This window comes from Tropicimonas isoalkanivorans (assembly GCF_900112335.1).
GTDB classification, from domain to species: domain Bacteria; phylum Pseudomonadota; class Alphaproteobacteria; order Rhodobacterales; family Rhodobacteraceae; genus Tropicimonas; species Tropicimonas isoalkanivorans.
Window position 1 is genome coordinate 28,430 of record NZ_FOLG01000001.1, and the last position, 17,591, is coordinate 46,020.

11 protein-coding genes are annotated in these 17,591 nt (G+C 65.1%); 8 read left to right on the forward strand and 3 right to left on the reverse strand.

Annotation, left to right across the window (positions count from 1 at the left end; all coding sequences use genetic code 11):
• Positions 1-356: 356 nt before the first annotated feature.
• From BM075_RS00145 to BM075_RS00155, 3 genes are all read left to right on the forward strand, one after another.
• Positions 357-3,569 (forward strand): Rne/Rng family ribonuclease, encoded by a 3,213-nt coding sequence (locus BM075_RS00145; protein WP_093358290.1) that lies wholly within the window; start codon positions 357-359, stop codon positions 3,567-3,569.
• Positions 3,570-3,741: 172 nt separating this feature from the next.
• Positions 3,742-4,494 carry a cytochrome c biogenesis CcdA family protein gene (locus tag BM075_RS00150; RefSeq protein WP_093358291.1) on the forward strand — a complete coding sequence of 251 codons (753 nt, stop codon included), beginning with the start codon at positions 3,742-3,744 and terminating at the stop codon, positions 4,492-4,494.
• A gap of 46 nt (positions 4,495-4,540) precedes the next feature.
• Positions 4,541-5,065 carry a DUF2127 domain-containing protein gene (locus BM075_RS00155; protein ID WP_093358293.1) on the forward strand — a complete coding sequence of 175 codons (525 nt, stop codon included), beginning with the start codon at positions 4,541-4,543 and terminating at the stop codon, positions 5,063-5,065.
• Positions 5,066-5,116: 51 nt separating this feature from the next.
• Here BM075_RS00155 and acnA read toward each other — a convergent pair whose 3' ends face one another.
• On the reverse strand, positions 5,117-7,894 hold the full coding sequence (gene acnA / locus BM075_RS00160; protein ID WP_093358295.1) for an aconitate hydratase AcnA: 2,778 nt from the start codon (positions 7,892-7,894) through the stop codon (positions 5,117-5,119).
• Between the two features lie 197 nt (positions 7,895-8,091).
• Between acnA and BM075_RS00165 the strand changes: the two genes are divergently transcribed.
• Positions 8,092-8,586 (forward strand): helix-turn-helix transcriptional regulator, encoded by a 495-nt coding sequence (locus BM075_RS00165; protein WP_093358297.1) that lies wholly within the window; start codon positions 8,092-8,094, stop codon positions 8,584-8,586.
• Between the two features lie 118 nt (positions 8,587-8,704).
• Positions 8,705-9,421, forward strand: a complete 717-nt coding sequence (locus BM075_RS00170; protein WP_093358299.1) for a DUF1223 domain-containing protein — start codon at positions 8,705-8,707, stop codon at positions 9,419-9,421.
• Between the two features lie 9 nt (positions 9,422-9,430).
• Here the strand turns inward: BM075_RS00170 and BM075_RS00175 are convergent, their stop codons facing one another.
• Positions 9,431-10,405 (reverse strand): lysophospholipid acyltransferase family protein, encoded by a 975-nt coding sequence (locus BM075_RS00175; RefSeq protein WP_177208200.1) that lies wholly within the window; start codon positions 10,403-10,405, stop codon positions 9,431-9,433.
• Positions 10,406-10,834: 429 nt separating this feature from the next.
• Positions 10,835-11,932 (reverse strand): flagellar motor switch protein FliG, encoded by a 1,098-nt coding sequence (locus BM075_RS00180; RefSeq protein ID WP_093358303.1) that lies wholly within the window; start codon positions 11,930-11,932, stop codon positions 10,835-10,837.
• 493 nt (positions 11,933-12,425) lie between these two features.
• On the opposite strand from BM075_RS00180, the gene BM075_RS00185 reads away from it, so the two are divergent.
• The 3 genes from BM075_RS00185 (at position 12,426) to BM075_RS00195 (ending at position 17,126) form a co-directional block, all read left to right on the forward strand.
• Positions 12,426-15,500: a methyl-accepting chemotaxis protein gene (locus BM075_RS00185; RefSeq protein WP_093358305.1), complete on the forward strand. Its 3,075-nt coding sequence runs from the start codon at positions 12,426-12,428 to the stop codon at positions 15,498-15,500.
• A gap of 70 nt (positions 15,501-15,570) precedes the next feature.
• The gene (locus BM075_RS00190) at positions 15,571-16,602 is read left to right on the forward strand and encodes a protein-glutamate methylesterase/protein-glutamine glutaminase (RefSeq protein ID WP_093358307.1); all 1,032 of its coding nucleotides are present in this window, start codon (positions 15,571-15,573) and stop codon (positions 16,600-16,602) included.
• Complete coding sequence (locus BM075_RS00195; RefSeq protein ID WP_093358309.1) at positions 16,599-17,126, forward strand: chemotaxis protein CheD; 528 nt, start codon at positions 16,599-16,601, stop codon at positions 17,124-17,126. Before BM075_RS00190 ends, BM075_RS00195 begins: the two co-directional genes overlap by 4 nt.
• The last annotated feature ends 465 nt before the right edge of the window (positions 17,127-17,591 follow it).

The following is a 17,591-nucleotide window of genomic DNA, read 5'->3' on the forward strand; positions in this document are numbered from 1 at the left end:
GCCTACAGGTCCTGGTGGGCGATGTTTTACGTTCAGCGGACCACCCAAATTTCACTGGACCTGTCCGGAGCCGGCCATAAGCCGGCGGGCAGGAACAGGGTTACCGGTCAAAAAGGCCAATGGTCCGCGTATGTTGTGGACCGAACCTCACACATTGGTGCGCCGCGCTCGACCGTGGCAGCATCGGAGACAAGAACCGCGATGGAACGCGAGAGGGAAAACCACGGAGCAGGCAGGGCGGGCGAAACCGCCGCTGCCGCCGTTGGCGTGCCCGCCGTTCCCGCCCCATACACATGCCCTGACATCATTCCCGCGCCTGACCGGACGCGGACGCCGCCAGGGCGCGAAAGACTTACATGGCAAAGAAGATGCTTATCGACGCCACCCACGCGGAAGAGACCCGCGTCGTGGTGGTGGACGGCAACAAGGTCGACGAGTTCGATTTCGAGACCTCCAGCAAACGGCAACTCGCCGGCAATATCTATCTAGCGAAGGTCACCCGTGTGGAGCCGTCGCTCCAGGCGGCGTTCGTGGACTACGGCGGAAACCGCCACGGGTTCCTGGCTTTCTCCGAGATCCATCCGGACTACTACCAGATCCCGGTTGCGGACCGGCAGGCGCTGCTGGCCGAGGAAAAGGCCATCGCGCAATCGGAGGACGATGACGACTCCGACGAGCCGAAGAAAAGTTCACGCTCCCGCCGCCGCAGTTCCAGAAGCCGGCAGAAGGACACCGGAGAGGCAAAGAAGCCCGAGCAGGCGCCCGCGACGTCACTTGAGGGCGTCGAAGGCATGGATGTCGTCGATTTCGATGACGAAGACAGCAGCGAAGGCGCCGCCAAATCGCCGTTCGTGATCGAGGACAGCCACGGGTCTGCCCGAAAGGACGCCGGGGAGACCGCGCCTGCTGGCGCAGAGGAAACGGCCCCGGCGGAGCAACAGGACGCCGCGCCGGCAGCCGAGAGTGCTGCACCGATGTCGGAAGCTGGCGGCAAGGAAGACGTGCCGGCCGCCGAGGCGTCGGAAGTTTCGGAGGCGCCTGAAGGCGAGACGCCCGAAGCGGCTCAAACGGACGCTTCGGAGGAAACCCCGGAGGCGTCTTCGGAGGACGATGCGGAGGCCGACGCACCGCGCCGGCCCATTGCGGCGCGCAACGAGGATCGTCAGGACGACGTGCTGTCTTCCGGCGAGGTCGATGCTGCGGGCGACGTGGCGCCGGAGGCCGACGGCCCGGTGGGTGAAACCGGTGAAGGCGATCCGTCGCCCGAGACGGCTGCTGAAGACGAAGCCTCCGCCGAGGAGTCCAACGACGCCGGGGAAGATGAGGCCTCCGAGGAGGCAGGCGACGGCGACGACGATGACGACAATGGCCACGATCCCGCCAGCGAGATCGAGTCCGTCGCCGAAGAGGACGTACAGGAAGAAATCCAGCGGCCGCGCAAGCCGCGGATGCGCCGGTACAAGATTCAGGAGGTCATCAAGGTCCGCCAGATCATGCTGGTGCAGGTCGTCAAGGAGGAGCGCGGCAACAAGGGCGCGGCGCTCACGACCTATCTGAGCCTTGCCGGTCGCTACTGCGTCCTGATGCCGAACACGGCGCGCGGCGGCGGCATTTCCCGCAAGATCACCAACTCGGTGGACCGCAAGAAACTCAAGGAAATCGCCAGCGAGATCGACGTGCCGGAAGGCGCGGGCCTGATCATCCGGACGGCGGGCGCCAAGCGGACGAAATCGGAGATCAAGCGCGACTACGAATATCTCAAGCGCCTGTGGGAGCAGATCCGCGCCCTGACGCTGAAGAGCATCGCCCCCGCGCCGATCTATGAGGAAGGCAACCTCATCAAGAGGTCCATCCGCGACCTCTACAACCGCGACATCGACGAGGTGTTCGTGGAGGGGGACGAGGGCTACCGCGTGGCCAAGGACTTCATGAAGATGATCATGCCGTCCCACGCCAAGAACGTGAAGCACTACCAAGACCAGATGCCGCTGTTCGCACGCTACCAGGTGGAGAGCTACCTGGCCGCGATGTTCAACCCGGTGGTCCAGTTGAAGTCCGGCGGCTACATCGTGATCGGCGTGACGGAGGCCTTGGTGGCCATCGACGTGAACTCCGGCCGCGCGACCAAGGAAGGCTCCATCGAGGAGACCGCGCTCAAGACCAACCTGGAAGCGGCCGAGGAGGTGGCGCGTCAGCTTCGCCTGCGCGACCTGGCGGGGCTGATCGTGATCGACTTCATCGACATGGAGGAGCGTAAGAACAACGCTGCCGTCGAGAAGCGCTTCAAGGAGAAGCTGAAGACGGACCGCGCGCGCATCCAGGTGGGCCGGATCTCGGGCTTCGGGCTACTGGAGATGAGCCGGCAGCGGCTTCGCCCGGGGATGCTGGAGGCGACGACGCAGCCATGTCCGCATTGTCACGGCACCGGCCTGCTGCGCTCGAGCGACAGCATCGGCTTGCAGATCCTGCGCCAGTTGGAAGAGGAGGGCGGGCGCAAGCGCTCCCGCGAGGTGCTGGTGAAGGTTCCGCCGGCGATCTGTAACTTCCTGATCAACCAGAAGCGGGAGCGGATTGCCCATATCGAAGCAATCTATGGCATGGCCGTGCGGCTGGAGGCCGACCCGGCGCTGATCCCTCCGGATTTCACGATGGAGAAATTCAAGACGGCCACCCGCGCCGTTCCCGAGCCTTCGTCGGCTGTTGTGTCGGTCGATATCTCCGACATGCCGGAGATAGAGGATGCGGAGGAAGAGGCGGTCGAGGTGGAGGCCGAGGCCACCGAGGCCGAGGCCACGCCGACAGAGACCGAAGACACGGACGCTCCCAAGAAGAAGCGCCGCCGCCGTCGCCGCCGCCGGGGGTCCTCGGGTCAGGACAATGGCGAGAACCAGCAGTCCGGTGACGACGACAGCTCGTCGGACGACACCCAGTCGGACGAGACAACGCCGGAAGCTGTGGAGGAGTCCACGGGCGAACCGTCGTCGGAGGAGAGCGGCAAAGAGCAGAAGCCGTCGCGGTCCCGCCGCCGGTCCCGCTCGCGGTCGCGCAAATCCGAGGACGAGAGCGCGGCGGTGCCCGAGACTGCCAGTGGCGATGCAGAGGCAGCCAGTGGCGACGGGGCCGGGGCGCCGGCCGAACCGACGGCCGAGGCGGCGGCGAGCCCTGAAAGTGCCGGCGAAGAAACTCCGGTGGCGGCTGCGTCTGCTGAGCTTCCGTCCGTGGAGGAAGCGGCCGCTGTTGAGCCCGCTGAGCCTGTCGAGGAAGCGGCGCCTGTGGAAGCGGCGGCGCCTGATGAGGCACAGACCCCGGTCGAAGTGACGCCAGCGGAGCCGGAACAAGAGCCGATGCTTGCCGCTGAGGAGCCGGAAGCTGCTGAAGGTGCGGTCGAACCGGCGCCCGAAGCCTCCGGAACCGCTGCTCCGGAAACGAAGGCAGCCGAAAGCGCTGCGCCGGAGGCCGTCGAGGCCCCTGCGCAGGAGCCGGAACTGGCGGAAGCCTTGGAGGCGGAATCGGCAGACGACGAGCCGTCGAAGCCGAAACGGCGGGGCTGGTGGTCCGTGGGCCGCTAGGACGCGTGCCGGACAGTCATGACAAACGACAGGGCCGCGACGCAAACCGTCGCGGCCCTGTTTGCACCCGAAAGGCCGCTGGCGCCCAAGCTGTGGCCACGGCAATGTGACGCGATGGGGTCGTGACCCGCCGCGCGGAGATTGCTAGGCGGGACACGGAGAGGGAGAGCGAATGCCCGGACTGGACATCATCGACGCCGGTTTGCTGCCGGCAATGGCCATCGCGCTCATCGCGGGGCTCATCAGCTTTCTGAGCCCCTGCGTGCTGCCCATCGTGCCTCCGTATCTGGCCTACATGGGCGGCGTGTCGATGAACGACATGTCGGCGGGGCCCTCGGCGCGGGGCAAGGTTATCCTGACCGCGCTTTTCTTCGTGATGGGCCTGTCCACGGTGTTCCTGTTCCTGGGCTTCACCGCATCGGCCTTCGGGGCGTTCTTCCTGCAGAACCAGGGGGCGTTCAATACCATTGCCGGTATTTTGGTGATGGTGTTCGGACTACATTTCCTCGGCATCATCCGCATCCCCTTCCTGGACCGGGAGGCGCGGCTGGACGTGGGCGACCAGGGCGGGTCGGCGTTCGGGGCCTATGTGCTGGGCCTCGCCTTCGCCTTCGGATGGACGCCGTGCATCGGGCCGCAACTGGGTGCGATCCTTTCGCTGGCGGCGTCCGAGGCGGACATGACCCGCGGAACGGTCCTGTTGGCTGTCTACGCCATCGGGCTGGGCCTGCCGTTCCTGCTGGTCGCCGCGTTCTTCCCGAGCCTGACCGGGGTCATGGCCTGGATGAAACGGCACATGGCCCGCATCGAACGGGTAATGGGCCTGCTGCTCTGGACCATCGGGCTGATGATGCTGACGGGCGGCTTCTCGCAGTTCTCCTATTGGCTGCTGGAAACTTTCCCCGGCCTGGCGCAGCTCGGTTGACGCGCCGCTTATTGCCAAACGGTCTCCACTTCCCACTTGAGATGACATGGTGACGGAAAATCCAGATCCGCCCGAGGCGGTGGTTGAGAAGCGCGAGGCGTTTCTGCGGGATGCGTTTTGGCTTGGTCTGGTGCTCAAGCTCCTCCACAGCCTGATCGAGATCCTGTGCGGCTTCGCGCTGCTGTGGGTGAGCCATGAGGCGCTCCTGCATTTCGCTCAGGCCGTCACGGCCATCTTCTTGGTGGGGCACCCGTCCGATCTGGTCGCCAATGCCCTGCGCACCGCCGCAGAACGATTCAATGGGAGCGAGCAGAGTTTCGCGGCCTGGTATCTGTTGAGCCATGGCGTGGTGAAGGCGGACTTGGTCGCGGGGGTACTTGCGGACAGGCGATGGGCCTATCCGGCGTTCATGGCGGCGCTGATCCTTTTCATCGCCTACCAGGTCTACCGGATGTTCTTTGGTCCGCCCTGGGCGCTGCTGGCGTTGACCGTGATCGACGTTATCGTGCTGGGTCTGACCTGGCACGAGTGGCGGTATCGGCAGAGCCAACGGAGCGGCCAACCGGAATGAAAAACGGGGGCCGAGGCCCCCGCTTTGGCTGTTTGGCGATCTGGCGCCGGCTCAGGAGGCCTTGGCCAGGTTCCGCAGAACGTAGTGCAGCACGCCGCCGTTCTCGATGTATTCGATCTCGACCGCCGTATCGATCCGGCACTTGATCGTGATCTCCTTGGTCGACCCGTCGGGCGAGGTGATGGTGCAGGGCACCTCCTGCAGCGGCTTGATCGTGTCGAGCCCGGAGATGGACACGGTCTCCTCGCCGGTGAGACCCAGCGACTTGCGGGTGTCGCCGCCGGTGAACTCGAACGGGATCACGCCCATGCCGACGAGGTTGGAGCGGTGGATGCGCTCGTAGCTTTCGGCGATCACGGCCTTGACGCCCAGCAACGCCGTGCCTTTGGCCGCCCAGTCACGGGAGGAACCGGCGCCGTACTGCTCGCCAGCGAAGATGACGAGCGGTGTGCCCCCATCCTGGTAGGCCATGGCGGCGTCGTAGATCGTGGTTTGCTTGCCGTCCGGCCCCTTGGTGAAGCCGCCTTCGACCCCGTCCAGCATCTCGTTCTTGATGCGGATGTTGGCGAAGGTGCCGCGCATCATGACCTCGTGGTTGCCGCGGCGGGAGCCGTAGGAGTTGAATTCCCGCACCGGCACCTGGCGCTCGATCAGGTACTGACCGGCGGGTGTTTCCGCCTTGAAGGACCCTGCGGGCGAGATGTGGTCTGTGGTGATCATGTCGCCGAGGACGGCGAGCACGCGGGCGCCCTCGATGTTGTCGATCTTGCCCGGCTCCATGCCCATGCCCTGGAAGTAGGGCGGGTTCTGAATGTAGGTCGACGACGGCGGCCAGTCGTAGGTTTCGGCTTCGGTCGTCTCCACCGCCTGCCACTTCTCGTCGCCCTTGAAGACGTCGGCGTACTTGGACTGGAACGCCTCGCGGGTCACGGTCTTCTCGACCAGCTCGGCAATCTCGGCGTTCGACGGCCAGATGTCCTTCAGGTAGACGTCGTTGCCGTCCTTGTCCTGCCCGATCGGGTCGGAGGCGATGTTGACGTTCATGTCGCCGACCAGCGCATAGGCCACCACGAGCGGCGGCGAGGCGAGGTAGTTGGCGCGGACGTCAGGCGAAATGCGGCCCTCGAAGTTGCGGTTGCCCGAGAGGACGGACGTCGCGACGAGGTCGTAATCGTTGATCGCCTTGGAGATCGGCGCTTCCAGCGGGCCGGAGTTGCCGATGCAGGTGGTGCAGCCGTAGCCGACGAGGTTGAAGCCGATGGCATCCAGATCCTCCTGCAGGCCTGCGGCCTCCAGGTATTCCGACACGACCTGCGAGCCGGGAGCAAGCGACGTCTTCACCCAGGGCTTCCGCGTCAGGCCCTTTTCGCGCGCCTTGCGGGCCACGAGGCCGGCGCCGATCATCACGTAGGGGTTCGACGTGTTGGTGCAGGACGTGATCGACGCGATCACGATGGAGCCGTCGTGGATCTGCTGCGCGCCGCCTTCGGCGCTGTACCAACCCTTCTTGTGATGGCCCTGGTCGCCGGGGACGTCCCGCGGCTCCGGCGCGCCGCCTTCGCCTTCCCAGCGGACTTCGGCATTGGCGGTGGCATCCTTGCCCTCGCGCAGGCCCTTGATGTACTTGGCGAATTCCGACGAGGCCGTGTCCAGCGCAATGTAGTCCTGCGGACGTTTGGGGCCGGAGATGGCGGGGACGATGGTGCCCATGTCGAGCTCCAGCGTGTCGGTGTAGACGGGCGCGTAGTCCGGGCCGCGCCACATGCCGTTTTCCTTGGCATAGGCCTCGACCAGCTCGATGCGATCCTCGGCGCGGCCGGTCTGACGCAGGTAGCGCAGCGTCTCGTCGTCCACCGGGAAGAAGCCGCAGGTGGCGCCGTATTCGGGGGCCATGTTGGCGATGGTGGCGCGTTGCGCGAGCGGCAGATTGTCCAGGCCGGAGCCGTAGAATTCGACGAACTTGCCGACGACGCCCTTCTGGCGCAGCATTTCGACGACCTTGAGCACGAGGTCCGTGCCCGTGGTGCCCTCGACCATCTCGCCGGTCAGCTTGAAGCCCACGACCTCGGGGATCAGCATGGAGATCGGCTGGCCCAGCATGGCGGCTTCGGCCTCGATGCCGCCCACGCCCCAGCCGAGAACGGCCGCGCCGTTGACCATGGTGGTGTGGCTGTCGGTGCCGACCAGCGTGTCGGGGTAGGCCACTTCACTGCCGTTCTGGTCGGTGTCAGTCCAGACCGTCTGGGCGAGGTATTCCAGGTTCACCTGGTGGCAGATGCCGGTGCCCGGCGGGACCACGCGGAAGTTGTTGAACGCCTTCTGGCCCCACTTGAGGAAGGTGTAGCGTTCGATGTTGCGCTCGTACTCACGCTCCACGTTCATCTGGAAGGCGCGCGGGTTGCCGAACTCGTCGATCATCACCGAGTGGTCGATGACGAGGTCCACCGGGTTCAGCGGGTTGATCTTCTGCGCGTCGCCGCCCAGTGCCTTGATGCCGTCGCGCATGGCCGCGAGGTCGACAACGGCCGGAACGCCGGTGAAGTCCTGCATCAGCACGCGGGCCGGACGATAGGCGATCTCGCGGGGGTTCTGCCCGCCCTTTTCGGCCCATTCGGAGAAGGCCTTGATGTCGTCGACGGAGACGGTGAAGCCGTCGTCCTCGAAGCGCAACAGGTTCTCAAGCACCACTTTCAGCGAAGCCGGCAGCCGGGAAAAATCCCCGAGCCCGGCAGCCTCGGCGGCGGGGATGGAATAATAGGAGTAGGACTTGCCGCCCACCGAAAGATCCTTGCGGGTTTTGGCAGTGTCCGTTCCAACAGTGATGGGCATGAGATGGCCTCCCTTACATGTCCAGGGGTTCGCTAGTGCTGCATGTGCCTGAGGATTCCCCTTCGTTCAAGGGAATATCGAGGGGGTGAGACAATTTTGTATACCATGGCACACCGTTTTTCCGGGATTGCCTGTCCCGGCCGCTTGTCGGAAAAAAGCAGGCGACGAAAGTCACGGAGCAGCGGGGAGGCAGGACCATGACGGACGGAACCGGCAACACGGCGGAAACGGTCGCGCTGGAGGCGGCGGTCTACGCGCTTTCGGAGAAGCTCGACGCGATCGACGCCCGGCTGGAACGGATGGACGCCAAGCTGGAACGGATGCTCGGCCTCTACGACGCCATTGGGATCATCGCCGCGGGCGTTCCGCCACGGCTCGTGGCGGCGCTCTACGCGATGACGCCCGCCGAGCATGTGGCCCTGCAGATGGTGCTGGACAACCGATCCAACCGGGAAATTTCCGTGTGCCTGGATGTGCCGGAAGCGCAAGTGAAGACCTGGATTGATTCCATGATTGCAAAGCTCGGCGTCAAGGACCGGAGGGACATACGCGCGCTCATGTACCCGGTCATGGCGAAGGTGCCGGCCGCCGACTACATCCGGGCGAGCGGCGGAATTCCGAAGGACTGGAACGACAAGTACGGGGTGGGCGGCATTCCGGACCCCTTCCGGCGCATCTATCATCCGGATTGAACGGCTGTCGGTCGCGCCACGGTTACTGGCGCGATGGCAACTCCCACGGAGTCTTGATTGGTTGTTGCAGGGGGGAGGGGGTAAGACCAAGCCTCGTAAGGTTAACGAAAGACGATCCATGAGACCCACTGCTCTGATCGCCGGAGGGCTGGCGGCACTAACCATTCTGGGAGCCAGCGCAGCGGTACAGGCCGACGAATCGGACGGTCTGGTGGTGGTGGAGCTTTTCACCTCGCAGGGCTGTTCCTCGTGCCCGCCGGCCGATGCGCTCCTGGAACGGCTCGCCCAGCGCGACGACGTTCTGCCGCTGGCGCTGCATGTGGATTACTGGGATTACATTGGCTGGGCAGACAGTTTCGCGCGGCCCGAGCACACCAAGCGGCAAAAGGCTTACGCCCACCTCGCGGGGAGCCGGACGATCTACACCCCGCAGATGGTGATCGACGGCGTCGAGCAGATCGTCGGTGCCCGCCCGATGGAAGTGGCCGACGCGGTCATGCGGCACCTGGAGCACCAGCAGGAAATTGACGTCGACGTGTCCCGCGAGGGTGCCGCGCTGCGCATTCTGGCGGCGCCGCCAGAACAGTCGCACGGCACTATGCTCGTTCAACTCGTCCGGTACATGCCGAAGCGCACTGTCGCAATCGAGCGCGGCGAGAATGCGGGCAAGACGCTGGAATACGCCAATATCGTCACCGACTGGCGGGTCCTCGGCGAATGGTCCGGGATGGACCCGCTGGAAATTTCCGCCGATGCCGAAGGGGATGACGCGGCTGCGGTGATCATCCAGCAGGCCGAGACCGGCAAGATCCTAGGCGCTGCCAACCTGCGCTGATCCCTGAGTTCAGGACGACTTGCGGCGGGGCAGGGCGGCTGGATGAAGGCCCGGTTTCATGCCCTTTCCCCCGTTCCACTTGCGCTTCCAGCGGCGGTGAATCCAGAACCATTGGCCCGGGTGCGCTTCGATGCGCGCTTCTATCGAGCGGTTGAAGGCGGCGGTCATGGCTTCGGCGTCGCTCGCCGGGATCTCCGGCTCCACCTCGACCCGGAAGGTCAGACCGTCGGGAGCGCGAATACCGTAGAACGGGATCAGGGGGGCGCGGAGTTTCAGGGCCAGTTCCGCCGCTGACAGGCCGGTCATCGCCGGTTTGCCGAGAAACGGCATTTCGACCCCACCGCCCACGTAGAGGTCGTTCAAAATGATCGCCGCGCCGCCGTTCTTCAGGTGCCGCAGGAGTTGTCCCATCCCTTGCCGCCCCTGCGGAAAGAGCGGCCCGCCGCCAACCTTCTCGGCCACGTCGACATAGGTGCGGTTGATGTAGGGGTTCCCCATCGGGCGATAGAGCGCGCCGACGTTCCACCCCTGCTTGATCAGACAAAGGCGCGCCGCTTCGTAGTTTCCGAAGTGCCCGGTGACGAGGACGACCGGCCGCCCTTGCTCGGCGGCGGCCTGAAGCGTCTGGAGGCCCGGGCCGGTGGGGGCGACGCCGTCCATCCGGCGCGCGAGGTCCGCCATCGAAAAATGTTCGATCAGCGCCCTGCCGAAGTTGTTGCCAGCCGCCGCCGCGATCTCGCTCCGGCGTGCCTCGGACAAGTCCGGCCAGACGTAGTCGAGGTTTTCCAGCATCCGCTGGTGATAGGAGGTCAGCCGGCTCGCAGCCTTTTGCGCGATCGCCCCGAAGAGGGGCACCCGGCGCTCGTACGGCAGCCTGAGGGCGGCCCAGAGCGCCGCGCGCAGAGCGCGATCCTGTAGCAATGCGCCAGTGGTGGCGTTCGTGGCCTCAGCGCCACCGGTATCGGGTTTGGATCGATGTGCCATGGCCGTCCTCGCGGGGCGAGACATAGGCGGACGCGGGTCCGATCACAAGGGTTGGGTCCGCGCGCGCCTGTAGCGGCGTTTTAGCGGGCGCGGGCGGCGGGAAGGGGAGCACGACCCGGGGCGATCTTTACATACGGCAGGGGGGGACGCGCCGAAGCGGACATCTGCCGTCGCAAGGGCCACCAACGCTTCAGTGGTCGGCGCCTTTCAAAGAGTAAAGCTGGAGATCCCTCGCCGTCGTTGGGTCTTCGGCGGCGCCGACGCGCCGCCAGGACATATACGTGTCCGGAGCGCCCAAAGAACGGCGCAGCCCGGATGCTGATCAAGAATTTGAACGGCGGTGCCGCGCCCAAGCGAGGCGGAACGCAGCACTCTTTCCGTGCCGCGATTGTTCTCCTGTTCTCGAGGAATCGCCACCAGTCCAGCCGCTTATCCCTCTTCGGCGACGAGCAGCAATTCGCCCGACTCCACCATCTGCCGGATTTCGGACACCACGACGTTCATTGCGTCTTCGCCTGCCTCGGCCTTGACCGGACCGGCGTCCTGCATCTCCTCCTTCACAGCGTCTGCCAGCCGCTTCGACATGTTCTCCAGGAGAAAGTCCCGCGCGGCTTCCATCATCTTGTCCCCGGCGGCGAAAGACAGCGCGGCGACGAGAACGGGCTGATCGATCGCGCGAACGATGCGGGGCACGTCGCGGGGGGTGACGCGCGAGGGGATGTGCGCGAAGGTGAAGATCGCCCGGCGCACCTCCGCCGCGAATTCCGCATCCGTTTCATCGAGTCCTTCGAGCACGTCATCGCGGGTCGCCGCGCGGCTGTAGTTCAGGATCGCGCCGACCCGCTGGACGGGCCCGTCGTCAAAGGCGCCGGTCGGCTCGGAGTCGAACTGGGCGGCCAGCGACAAACCGATCCGCCGGACGGTCTCCGGCTGAATGCCGCTGGTCCGAGAGATGGCGTAGGAGAGCACCCGCGCGCGTGGGCCGGGGATCTGCCCGAGCAACTCTGCCGCCTGCGCGACGCGGAGCTTGGAGAGCATGACTGCGCCGACCTCGGCGCTTTCCTCCTCCAGCACCCGCAGCAGACGTTCCGGCGCCAGACTGGAGATGCGCTCCCACGGGTCGCCACGGGCCGCCACCCCGGCCTCGCGCCGCAAGCGCGCCGCGGTGGAGGGGCTGATGTGGCCGTCCAGCATACCGAGCGCCCCCTCGATCCCGCCGGGAAAGGTCAGGCCGACGGCCTCCATCTCCTCCACAAATTCGCGCACGACCGCGCCAACCGTGTCGCGGTCGATCAGCCGGAGTTCGCCGAACTGTTCGGTCAATTCGGCTTGCGCCTCCTCCGGCAGCGCATCCAGCGGCACCTTTTCGCCCTCGGATAGCAGCAGGCGAACGATGACCGCCGCCTTCTGGCGACGGCTCAGCGCCATTCGCGACGGCCGGTCCTGCTGGCCAATTGCCACGGGGGCCGGCACAGACCCACCCATCGCGTTCAGGTCTGCAATGGGAATCGGGGCAAGGCTGTCCATCACGTCGAAAGATCCTGAGGCATTTCGTGTCAGGATCGTAAAAGGACGCTCGTTAACAGCGCGTTACCGCGAAACCTCTCGGCAGAGGGCCAGTGGGGTGCGGTGTCGGGATCAGCTCGAAACTTGTTTTGTGCAGGACCCCGTCTGAGCGTCGTACAACGTGCCCTGCGGACAGTTTGTCGCACTTTGGCTAGGGTGTCTCACACTGCAATCCGCCCCTGCAAAGGTAGGGAGCGCGGCCAGAGCGAGCGCGGCGAGCATGGTCTTCAACTGCATGGGCATCCTCCTGTTCGCATGAGGAAGGCTACCACGCGGACCCCGTTTCGCAAAGCCACAGAACGGCCGGCCACGCGGCTGGGCCGCTACCGCTTTGTCCGGCTTAAGTGAATTTTCACAGCTTCTCGCCAAGGGTCTGCGTCGAGGCCGATCCCCGACCCGGGTCGGCGCGCGGGGCATGTGGTTCCGTCCACGCTCTAACCAGTGAGGGCCGTCAATGGCATTTCTTCGCAATGTGCGCCTGTCGATAAAACTCCCGTTGATCATGGCCCTGCTAGGATCGGTGGCAATCTCCGTCACGGCGGTTCTGGGGTGGATGGACATGCGTCGCCAATCCGTCGACCGGGCAACCTCCCAGCTGAGCTTTGCGACCCGTGCGCGGGGAGACGACATCGAGGCGTTCTTCGAGAAGGTGGCGGCTCAGGTGGACATTCAGGCCGGTACAATGACGACGCGAAAGGCGCTCAGGACTCTCGGTCTGGGCTTCCGCTATATCGACAACAGCAATCCTGGCGCGGCGGTCCGCAAGCTCTACGTGGACCGGAACCCGTACCGCGCCGGTTCGAGGGAAGACCTGATCGATGCCGGCGACGCATCGCAGTACTCCCAGAACCACGCGCAGTTCCATGGCCAGTTTCTGGAGTTCATGCGTCGCAACGATTTCCTGGACACGATGCTGATCGACCCAGACGGCAACATTATCTATTCCGTCATGAAGGGGGAAGACTTCGGAACGAACGTGTTGTCGAACCCGGATGTCCCCGGCGTGCGGGAGGCGTATCAGGCCGCCCTCGCGAAGGGGGAGGACGAGGTCGTCATCTCCGATTTTCAGCATTATGGGCCCATGGGAGATACTCTGGTGGCCTTCGCCGCAGAGACGTTGAACGGTCCCAACGAGAAACCCTTCGGCGTCTTCGTGGCGCTGCTGCCGATCGCTCCGATCGATGCCATCCTCAATGAGTCGAATGGGTTGCCGGACCAAACGCAGATCTACCTCGTGGGGCCCGATGGGGCCTTGCGCAACAACCCGGGCATCTCGTCCAACCTGCGCGCATTCGAGACATCGGTCGGGACGCCTGCGGCTCGCTCCGCCCTCAAGGGCTCGGCCGGCGTCGTGCAGCAGGCGTCCCTCACCGGGCAGCCCGCGCTGGCCGCGTATGATACCGTCAGCGTCGGTGGGTCCGACTGGGCCATCGTCGGCGAGGAGCCGCTGGAGGCGTTGCACGCCGCGTCGACGGAATACATCTCCGACGTAGCCCTCCAGACGAGCGCGCTTTTGGTCCTTATCTGCGGCATCGGCTGGGCGGCCTCCCGCGAGATCTCCCGCCCCCTCGGCCGCGTACGTGATGCGATGTCTTCCGTCCGGGACGGCGATCTTGAGCGCGATATTCCCGATACCGGGCGCAGCGATGACGTGGGCGACATCGCAAAGACGCTCGCAAGCTTCAGGGAAAGACTTCTGGACGCCAAAACACTTGAGCAGGAGAACATTCGCAACAGCGCGGCCCTGAGCGGATGCTCCGCCGCCATGATGATGACCGATCGCGAGTTGCGGATCGTGTACATCAACGAGACGCTCCGGAAAATCGTCACCGACCACGCCGACCAATTCCGAGGCGTCTGCCCGGAGTTCGAACCAGAGGCTTTGATCGGGCAGTCGATGGATATCTTCCACAAGGATCCCGAGCGTGTCCGCCTGATGATCGAGGATCCCGAGAGATTGCCCATGACGGCGGATATCGTGGTCGGGAACGTCAATTTCGCTCTCACCGTCAGCGCTATCACCGACCGCGACGGGACGTACCTGGGCAACGTTGTCGAATGGACCGATGTCACCGAGCAGCGGTTGCAGAATGCGCTCCTCAAGGCCATCGAAAGTCACTTCGTGACGGCGCATATCGCGTCCGACGGACGGATCATGACATCGAACCGGACCTTCGGTGACCTTGTCGGGCGGGAGGCGTCGGAAATCGAGGGCGCGAATGCCTTCGACATGATCGAGATCGAGGTCGACGGGCCGGACACGCCCGATGTTGCGGGGGCGCTGAATGGTGGCAGACCGGTAAACGGGACCTTCCGTCTCGCGGCACGTGACGGGGCGGAAAAATGGGTGGAGGGCGGTTTCACCCCGGTCCTGGATGGCCGCGGCACTGCCACGCGCATCCTGTTCGTGGCGTCGGACACGACAGAGGCGGTCTTGCAGTTGCACCGGGCGGCGGAGGCCAGAGAACGGATGGAAGCGGCCCAAAGTCATGTGGTGGAAGCCTTGCGCACCGGGCTGAACGGTCTTGCCGACGGCAATCTGACCGTCGCCATCGAACAGGCCTTCGCACCGCAATACGAGCAGCTGCGGTCCGATTTCAACGCCTCCGTCTCCCGCCTGGAGGATGCGATCGCCCTGGTGGTGGCGAATGCCGCCTCGATCCGGAGCGAGACCAACGACATCAATTCGGCCGCCGAGGATCTGTCCCGGCGCACCGAGAAACAGGCCGCAACGCTCGAGGAAACGGCCGCCGCGCTGGACGAGTTGACGACCAGCGTGAAAAGCGCAGCCGACGGGGCGACGCTCGCCAAGAAGATCGTCGACGAAGCACGCAAAGATGCGGAGAAAAGCGGAGATGTCGTCCAGCAGGCGGTCGTCGCCATGGGGGAGATTTCCTCTTCTTCCGAGCAGATCTCCAAGATCATCGGCGTCATCGACGACATTGCGTTCCAGACCAATCTGCTCGCCCTGAACGCGGGGGTCGAAGCGGCACGGGCCGGTGAGGCAGGGCGCGGGTTCGCCGTCGTCGCCTCCGAAGTCCGCGCCCTTGCGCAACGGTCGTCGGCTGCTGCGCGGGAAATCGCGGACCTCATTTCGGCCAGCGGCGAAAATGTCGGACGCGGTGTGGCCCTCGTGGGTCAGACGGGCGACGCCCTTAAAAAAATATTCGAAACGGTCAATGACATCGCCAACCATGTCTCGGAGATCGCCGTGTCTGCCCAGGAGCAGTCGACCGGCCTGGCCGAGATCAACACGGCCGTCAATCAACTGGATCAGGTGACCCAACAGAACGCGGCCATGTTCGAGCAGACCTCGGCCGCGAGCAATGCTCTGTCGCGGGAAGCGCAGGTTCTGAATGACACGATGACCCGCTTTCGGATCCGGTCGACCGGCCCCGCGCTGGCCACACCGGAGGCGACGGAAAAGCCGGTCAGGGACCGCGCCGCCCCGATCGTTCGGGCTAGGGTCTCCGGCCAGGCTCTCGCCGTCGCACTGCCAGCGGAGGAGGAGGACTGGGAGGAATTCTGACCGCTGGCATGACCTCCCAGTCGTCGCAAGCGCGCAGAGTATTCGCCGCGTAACCGTTTGGAGCCATGAAATGAAAAAGCGTGTCGTTATCGTCGACGACTCTAGGTCGATGCGGGGGCTGATCCACCAGTGCCTGTTGGCCGACGGTCGGTTCGACATTGTGGGGGAGGCCTCGGAGCCTTTCGAGGCCCGGGCGGTCATTCGCGAGACGAACCCGGACGTCATCACTCTCGACGTCGAGATGCCGCGGATGGACGGGCTGACGTTCCTGGAAAAGCTCATGCGGCTCCGGCCGATCCCGGTCGTCATGCTCTCGACGGAAACCCACCGCGGCAGCGCTGCGGCAATCGAGGCGCTTTCGCTCGGTGCCGTGGACTGTATCGGCAAGCCCCGCGCGGGGGAGCCGGGCGCGCTGGCCGATCTTGCCGAGCGTGTCTTCGTCGCGGCCTGCGCGCACCTGCCGAGCCGCGAGCCACGGGCCGCGCCGTCATCAGCGGCCTTCCGTTGGAATGGAAAGACGGTGCTCATCGGCGCCTCCACCGGGGGCGTCGACGCGCTGGAGCGCATCCTGTGCGAGATGCCCGCGAATGCCCCGCCCATCCTGATCGCGCAACACATGCCAAAGGGGTTTCTGGAGAGTTTCGCCGAACGGCTCTCCCGCCGGATTGCTCCGAAGGTGGGCCTTGCGCGCGGGCGTGAAGAGCTGCAGCCGGGGCGCGTACTCATTGCCCCGGGAGGCGCGCATCATCTGGTCCTCACAACGGAGCGCGTAGGGGCGAAATCCACCTGTCGCCTCGATCCGGGCGAGAAATGCAATGGCCATCGTCCCTCGGTGGATGTGCTGTTCCGGTCGGCCGTACCCATGGCGTCCCGTGTGGTGCCGGTCCTGTTGACCGGGATGGGCCGGGACGGGGCGGATGGCATGATGCGCCTCCGAAGGGAGGGCGCGGAGACCATTGCACAGGATCGCGCCAGCTGCGTCGTCTACGGCATGCCCCGCGTCGCGGTCGAACTCGGGGCCGTCAGCCAGTCCGTGCCGCTCGGGCGGATTGCAAGCGCTATCCTCGAGCAGACCAGCGCCAAGGAGCGAGCGGCCACATGATGGAGCCGTCGGACACGGTCGTGCATGTCGGCCAGGGGGAAATGGCGGTGTCGGATTGTGCCGACACCATGTTGAGCACGGTTTTGGGCTCCTGCGTGACCGCCTGCATCCGGGACCCGATGCGCAAGATTGGCGGCATGAACCATATTCTCCTTCCCGACGGGGTGGAGAGCGACGTGCGGCGGCAGCTTTACGGTACGAATTCGATGGAGTTGCTGATCAATCGGCTGCTCCACGGGGGCGCGGACCGGAGACGTCTTGAGGCGAAGGTCTTCGGCGGGGCGCGTCTGATCGCGGGGTTGAGCGATGTCGGGCAAAGAAACTGCGACTTCGTCCTCGCATTCTGTGCGCGAGAAGGGATCCCCGTCACGGCCTCCAGCCTTGGTGGAACCGCGGCGCGGCGGGTGCAGTTCTGGCCGCATATGGGCAAGGCGCGTCAACGGCTCGTGCCGACATCCATGGTCGACGAGCGAAAGCAGCCTCGAGAGATCTCGCCGCTGTCGGACGTCGAGTTGTTCGCGTAAAAGGGAGACCTGCGTTTCGCAAATCCCGGTATCCTGCGTGCCGTGGGGTGGGTGCAGGGGATGGCATCCGCGCTCATCGTCGAACCCATCGGGCGAGCGAATTTGAAGAGTTTTCCATGCGCCTTTTGGACCTGCCACGCATTGGTCAGATCGCGATGACGCCACGACGGTGCGACCAGCGAGATGCCTCGCCGCTTTCTCCGCCCGGCTGTCGATACGGAACGCGCGTAGCCGCGGTGGAATTGCAAGAGTCTGCGGGCCTCCCAGCCACTCCAGAGGATCGCAGACATCGGGTTTGCGACCCGTAGGAAGAGGTGTGCTCAGGGGACGGGGCGACGGTGACGATCGGGCGGTCCCCTCGTACCTGTGCCGCCAGGCGGTCAATTGGTGCAGGGCGCGCATTCAGGGCAGCCGGTAGGACCGGCGGGACTTTCCGCCTTTCGGCGGACGGCGGCGATCTGGCCG